Raw genomic sequence first — 6,917 nt, 5'->3', positions numbered from 1 at the left:
AATATTGGTTGGTCGAATAACTATTATACCTCAAAGGATTGGAGTAGTTTCAATAAATTTTAAGTTAACAGAAACTAAAGGAAGATAGGGGGATTCGATGAAAAAATTTATAGTTCTTATTCTTATTGCTAATACAGCTTTTATTGGAAAATATTTTTATGAAAAAAAATCGTCACACTCTCAAAGCACTTTACAACAAACTACAGTAAAAAATACTAAGGAGGATTTTTCTATGGAAAAAAATAGAGATAATATTTCTCAAGAATACAAATGGAATTTAAATGATATCTACTCTAACTGGAATGAGTGGGATAAAGACTTAATAAAACTTAAAGAACTTATGAGTGAAGTTCCTAAATATCAGGGAAAGATTTCACAAAACTCTTCAACTTTTGTAGAGTTTATAGAACTCGAAGAAAAAGTTTCTAGATTACTAGATAAAGTTTATCTATATCCATATCTTCAAAGAGATTTAGATTCAACTAATGAAAACGCTTCTGTAAAACTACAAGAGATTGAAAGCATATATGCTAACTACTCTATCTCTTCATCTTGGATTACACCTGAAATTTTAACAATTCCAAAGGAAACTATGTTAACATGGATTGAAGGAAATACTGTACTTGAAAACAATAGATTCCCTTTGATGGAAATTTATAGATTACAAGAGCATGTTCTTTCTGCTGATAAAGAAAAATTACTTTCATATTTTGGTCAATATCTAGGTGTTCCTTCTGATATTTACAGTGAACTTTCAACCTCTGATATCAAATGGAATGAAATCGAACTAAACGATGGAACTAAAACAACTGTTACTAATGGAGTTTATTCTAAAATAGTTTCGACAAATAGAAATCAAAATGATAGAAGAAAAGCTTTTGAAGCTCTTTATAATTCATTTAATGTAAATAAAAATACATATGCTGCAATCTATAAAAGTATCCTTCAAAGAGATTTTGCTGCTGCTCAATCTAGAAATTATAACTCTAGTTTAGAAAAAGCTTTAAACCCTAAAAATATACCTTTAGATGTCTATAAAACTTTAATTCAATCTACTAGAGAGAATACTGCTCCACTTAAAAGATACATCGCATTAAGAAAAAAAGCTTTAGATCTTAAAAACTACTATTACTATGATAACTCAATTAATATTGTAGACTACAATAAAGAGTTTTCATATGAAGAGGCCAAAACTACTGTGTTAGAATCTGTTAAACCTTTAGGAATAGATTATTATAAAGGGTTAAGTAATGCTCTTAGTGAAGGATGGTTAGACGTTTATGAAACGCCAAATAAGAGAAGCGGAGCTTATTCTTTAAATATTTATGATGTTCATCCTTATATGTTGCTAAACTATAATGGCACTATGGATGCTGTTTTTACTTTAGCTCATGAATTAGGACACACTATGCATTCTATGTTATCTACTGAAAATCAACCTTATCCAACAAGTAGTTATACTATCTTTGTTGCAGAAGTTGCTTCAACATTTAACGAAAGATTACTTTTAGATAATATGCTAAAAAATACAACTGATTCAAAAGAAAAAATAGCTCTTATTGAACAAGCTATTGGCGGAATTGTTGGGACTTATTATATTCAAACCTTATTTGCTGATTATGAATATGCCGCTCATGAAATTGTTGAAAAAGGAGGAGCTATTACTCCTGAAGTTTTAAATAAAATCATGGAAAATCTTTTTAAAGATTATTTTGGAAACGAACTTACTATGGATGAATTACAAAAGATTATTTGGTCTAGAATTCCTCACTTCTTTAATTCACCATACTATGTTTACCAATACGCAACTAGCTTTGCTGCTTCTGCAAATCTATACGATAGAATAACAAATGAAAAATACTCTGAACAAGAAAGATATTCTGCTAAAGAGCAGTATCTAACTCTTTTAAAATCAGGTGGAAATGACCATCCGATGAACCAACTAAAAAAAGCAGGAGTAGATTTAAGTAAAAAAGAAGCCTTCACTGCTGTATCTACAGAGTTCAACAGATTACTTGATTTATTGGAAGCTGAATTAGAAAAAGAGAAAGGTGCTATATAATATGTTTGTTTTTAAGTGGCTTTTTAATTTTATTAAATTTATTGTCAGAGAGATTTCATCTATGATTATAAAGTTTGCTTTTCTTATACTTTTAGGAGTTATTGCTTTCAATTATTTTTCAAATAACAAAAAGACTACAATAACTAAAAAATCATATTTAAAAGTTGATCTTTCAAAAACTTACACTGAAACTCTTATTCAAAATCCGTTGAGTTTCAATTCTAAAGGCATTAACTTTTATCAACTTTTAAAGTCTATATCGCTTTCGAAAGATGATTCAAATGTTGAAGGTATCTTATTATTTTTCGATAATAATACTTTAAGTAAAAGTCAAATTAATGAATTAGGAGAGGTTTTAAATGAATTTAAAGTCTCTAATAAACCTATATACTCATATGGTGCTTTAATGGACAATAACTCTTTACTTTTAAGTAGTTATTCTACCGAAACTTTGATGCCACCTTCTGCATCAACTTCAGTTAATATAAGTGGATATAGTAAAGATATTCCTTATTTTAAAAATTTAACTGAAAAATTAGGTATCGATGTCAATGTCATTCATGTTGGTGATTTCAAAACCTATGGTGAAAATTATACGAGAAATGAGATGTCGGAAGAAAATCGTTCTGATTTAAAAAGAGTTTTAAATAAAGGTTATTCTTATTTCGTAGAAGATATATCTAAAAATCTTTCTATCGAAAAAGGTTCTATTGATGATGCTATTTTAAATGGCGAGTTGATGGGTGAATCATCTGAAGCTCTATCTAAATATAATTTAATAACCTCTCTTAAATATTGGGAGAACTTTAAAAAAGAAAAAAATATTGATAATATAATGGATATAGAAAGCTATGCTACTACTTTAAAATCTGTTTCAGCAGATAACAAAATTGCCATTATATATGCTGATGGTGAAATTAACTATACCGCTTCTAGAAATCCGACAGCCAGTACTATAACTCCAGATAGATTTATTTCAGCTTTAGAAAAAGCCTCTGAAGATAACTCTATCAAAGGAATTGTTATAAGAGTTAATTCACCAGGTGGGTCTGCTTTAGCTTCTGATATTATCTATAACTCTATCAAAAATATTGAAAAACCAGTTTATATATCTATCGGAAGTGTCGCAGCATCTGGTGGATATTATATCTCTACTGCAGCAAAAAAGATTTTTGCAGATAAAAATAGTATTACAGGTTCTATTGGTGTGGTTAGCTTAATTCCAAACTTTAAAACTTTAAGTGATAAAGTTGGAATAAATATGAACGAAATAAACTTAGGAAAATTTGCTGATTTATACTCTTTAACTTCACCTATGACTGATGAAAGAAAGGAAAAAATCTATTCAGCTAACTTCAAAGTTTATCACGAATTTTTGAATAGAGTGGCCTCTGGAAGAGGTATGACTATTGAAGATGTTGAAAAAATTGCTCAAGGAAAAATTTGGTTAGGAAAAGAAGCTTTAGATAATGGTCTTATAGACTCTTTAGGAAGTCTTAATACTACAGTTACAACTCTAGCAACAGATTTAGAAATAGCTGATAATTTCAGTGTTATAGAGATAGCATATGAAGAGGATTTAAAATCTATCTTTGAAGCTTCGCTACTTCCTATACAAAAAATTCTATCTTTAAAAAACCTTACCAATACAAAGAATCTTAAAAGCTTTGTAGAAAATGAAGAGATCTTTTTCAAACCGATTTTATATTTAAGCTTTTAAATCTTTGGTTGAAAATCTACTCTAAATTATGATATAATCATAACAATTACATAATATGTTCTAGGAGGGATTAAATTGGTTAGAAAAATAAAAGGACAAAAAACTACTGGAGGAAACTCTCAATCTGATATTTTAAGACAAGCTCAAGCTATGCAACAACAAATGCTTGCTGTTCAAGATTCATTAAAAGAGAAAGAAGTTGAGGCTTCTGTTGGTGGTGGAGCTGTTGTAGTTAGAGCTAACGGACAAAAAGATATCGTTTCTATAAAAATATCTGAAGAGACTATAAAAGATGCTGTTGAAGATAAAGAGATGTTAGAAGATTTAGTTCTTTCTGCTGTTACTGAAGCTATGAGACAAGCTGATGAGTTAGCTGAAAAAGAGATGTCTGCTGTTACTGGTGGAATCAACATCCCTGGATTATTCTAATCTCAATTTAAAGCACCGATACAATAAGTATTGGTGCTTTTTTTTACTCTAAATTTATGTTATAATTATTTGAAAATACTTTGATTATAGGTGGTTTTTTAATGGAAAATAACAAATATAAAAAATATGGTTTAATGCTTTACTACCTACTAAGAATTATTTCTAAAACAATGAAAATAGAGGTTATTAAAAGTCCTAAACTTATAGATGGTGAAGGGTATGTTTGTGGATTCTGGCACAATAAACTTGTTGGTGCATCTTTAGGTCTCCTAAACTTCTCAGAAAAAAAAGCCGTTTTAGCAAGTCCTTCTAAAGATGGAGAGCTAATCTCTGTTCCTTTAGAAAAAATGGGCTTCACTATGGTTAGAGGGTCTTCTGGTAAAGACTCGATAAAATCTGTTTTAAAACTTATCAAACTTGTTAAAGCTGGATATAGTGCTGGAACTCCTTTAGATGGACCAAAAGGACCTATCTACGAAGTTAAGCCTGGAATGCTTTACCTTGCTCAAAAATCTGGAAAAGCTCTCGTACCTGTTGGAGTTGCTTTTAACAATAAATGGATTTTTGAAAAAGCTTGGGATAAATTCCAAATGCCAAAACCATTTTCTAAAATGGTTTGTGTAATTGGTGAACCTATTTTTATTCCAAGTGATGCTAATCTAGATGACTATCTAGAATTAGTTAAAACTACATTATTCGAAATGGATAAAATAGCTGAACAAAAATTGAATACAAAAAACTAAAAGAAAATAATGATTTGAAAGGAGATTAATAGATGAGTAAAAATTTTTATGTAACTACACCTATATACTACGTTAATGGAGATCCACATGTTGGAAGTGCCTATACAACTATCGCAGCTGATGTTTTAGCTAGATATAAAAAATCTAAAGGATTCGATGTTTTCTTCCTTACAGGAACTGATGAACACGGACAAAAAGTTGAGGAAGCAGCTAAAATGAGAGACTTAACTCCTCAAGCTTGGACAGATTCTATGGCTCCTAGATTTATCGATATGTGGAAAGCATTAGATATAAACTATACTGATTTTATCAGAACAACTGAGCCTAGACACAAAGATGCTGTTAAAAAAATATTAAAAACAGTTCATGATAAAGGAGATATATATAAGGGTGAATACGAAGGTAAGTACTGTGTTTCTTGTGAAACTTTCGTTCCTGAAAATCAAATTGTAAATGGTAATCACTGCCCTGACTGTGGAAAAGAGTTAAGAACAGTTAAAGAGGAGTCATACTTCTTTAAAATGTCAAAATATCAAGATGCTTTACTTGATCATATTGAAAAACACCCTGATTTTATTCTTCCTCACTCTAGAAAAAATGAAGTTGTATCTTTCATAAAGCAAGGATTACAAGATCTTTCTATCTCTAGAAATACATTTGAATGGGGAATCCCTATAGAGTTTGCACCTGGACATATAACTTATGTTTGGTTTGATGCTCTTACAAACTATCTAACTGCTGTTGGATATGAAAATAGTGCTGAATTATTCGATAAATTCTGGAATAATGGAGAAGTTGTTCACCTTTTAGGAAAAGATATCTTAAGATTCCATGCTATTATTTGGCCTTGTATGTTACTTTCTGCTGGAGTAAAACTTCCAGATAAAATAGTTGCTCACGGATGGTGGACTTCTGAAGGTGAAAAAATGTCAAAATCTAAAGGAAACGTAGTAGCTCCATTAGATGAAATTGCAAAATATGGTGTTGACGCTTTTAGATACTGTTTAATGAGAGAAGTTAATTTCGGAAATGACGGAGATTATTCAACTCCATCTATCGTTACAAGAATTAACTCTGACCTTGCTAACGACCTTGGAAATCTTTTAAATAGAACTCTTGGAATGTACGGTAAATACTTCAATGGAGTTATTACAAAAGGAGAGGTTCTTGAAGAGATTGATGAAACTGTTAAAACTCTTTGGGATGAAACAATTTCAGCTGTAGATTATCATATAAATAGAGTTGAATTCTCTAGAGCTTTAGAAGCTATCTGGAAATTTATCTCTAGAATGAATAAATATGTTGATGAAACTGCTCCTTGGCTTCTTATAAAAGATGAAGCTAAAAAAGAGAGACTTGCAACTGTTATGAACTTCTTAGTTCAATCATTATACAAAGTTGCTATTTTAACAGCTCCATATATGCCAACTGCATCACAAAAGATTTGGAATCAGCTTGGTGTTAACACTAACATCTTAGATGCTAATTTAGATTCTGTAAACGGATGGAATTTATTCTCTGAAGGTCATGTTTTAGGTACTGCTGAACCTATATTCCCTAGACTTGAAGTTGAAAAGAAAGAGGCTAAAAAAGATCCTCTTGCTATAAATGAAGACTTAAAAATTGAAAACCCAATCGAAATTGCTGATTTCGATAAAGTAGATATCCAAGTAGTTGAAATATTAGAAGCTAGTAACATCGAAGGTGCTGATAAGCTTCTTAAATTCAAAGTAAAAACTGCTAACGAAGTTAGACAAATTGTTTCTGGAATTGCAAAATACTATCCAACACCTTCTGAACTTGTTGGAAAGAAAGTTTTAGCTATTTTAAACCTTCCACCGGTTAATTTAAGAGGGGTTCTTTCTCAAGGAATGCTTTTAAGCTCTACTGAAAAGAAAAGATTAAAACTTGTTGAAGTAGACTCAACTGTTAAAGTTGGAGCTAAAATAAAATAATTTTTAGG

At 30.4% G+C, this 6,917-nt stretch carries 5 protein-coding genes; all 5 read left to right on the top strand.

The annotated features are described in order from the left end of the window. Positions 1 to 232: 232 nt before the first annotated feature. The 5 genes from pepF to metG all read left to right on the top strand — a co-directional run bounded on the left by pepF (position 233) and on the right by metG (position 6,909). A complete protein-coding gene (gene pepF, locus L992_RS10760; protein ID WP_047381767.1) occupies positions 233 to 2,062 on the top strand; it encodes an oligoendopeptidase F in 1,830 nt (609 codons plus the stop codon). A gap of 1 nt (position 2,063) precedes the next feature. After that, the gene (gene sppA / locus L992_RS10755; protein WP_047396198.1) at positions 2,064 to 3,782 is read left to right on the top strand and encodes a signal peptide peptidase SppA; all 1,719 of its coding nucleotides are present in this window, start codon (positions 2,064 to 2,066) and stop codon (positions 3,780 to 3,782) included. 75 nt (positions 3,783 to 3,857) lie between these two features. Further along, positions 3,858 to 4,211, top strand: a complete 354-nt coding sequence (locus L992_RS10750; RefSeq protein WP_047381702.1) for a YbaB/EbfC family nucleoid-associated protein — start codon at positions 3,858 to 3,860, stop codon at positions 4,209 to 4,211. 101 nt (positions 4,212 to 4,312) lie between these two features. Next, positions 4,313 to 4,954 (top strand): lysophospholipid acyltransferase family protein, encoded by a 642-nt coding sequence (locus L992_RS10745; RefSeq protein WP_047396195.1) that lies wholly within the window; start codon positions 4,313 to 4,315, stop codon positions 4,952 to 4,954. A gap of 32 nt (positions 4,955 to 4,986) precedes the next feature. Beyond that, positions 4,987 to 6,909, top strand: coding sequence for a methionine--tRNA ligase (gene metG / locus L992_RS10740; protein ID WP_047381706.1), 1,923 nt, complete (start codon positions 4,987 to 4,989; stop codon positions 6,907 to 6,909). Positions 6,910 to 6,917: the final 8 nt, after the last annotated feature.

This window comes from Cetobacterium sp. ZOR0034 (assembly GCF_000799075.1).
Lineage (GTDB): Bacteria > Fusobacteriota > Fusobacteriia > Fusobacteriales > Fusobacteriaceae > Cetobacterium_A.
Note: the sequence above shows the minus strand (reverse complement) of the source record. Positions and strands in the feature narration are given on the sequence as shown.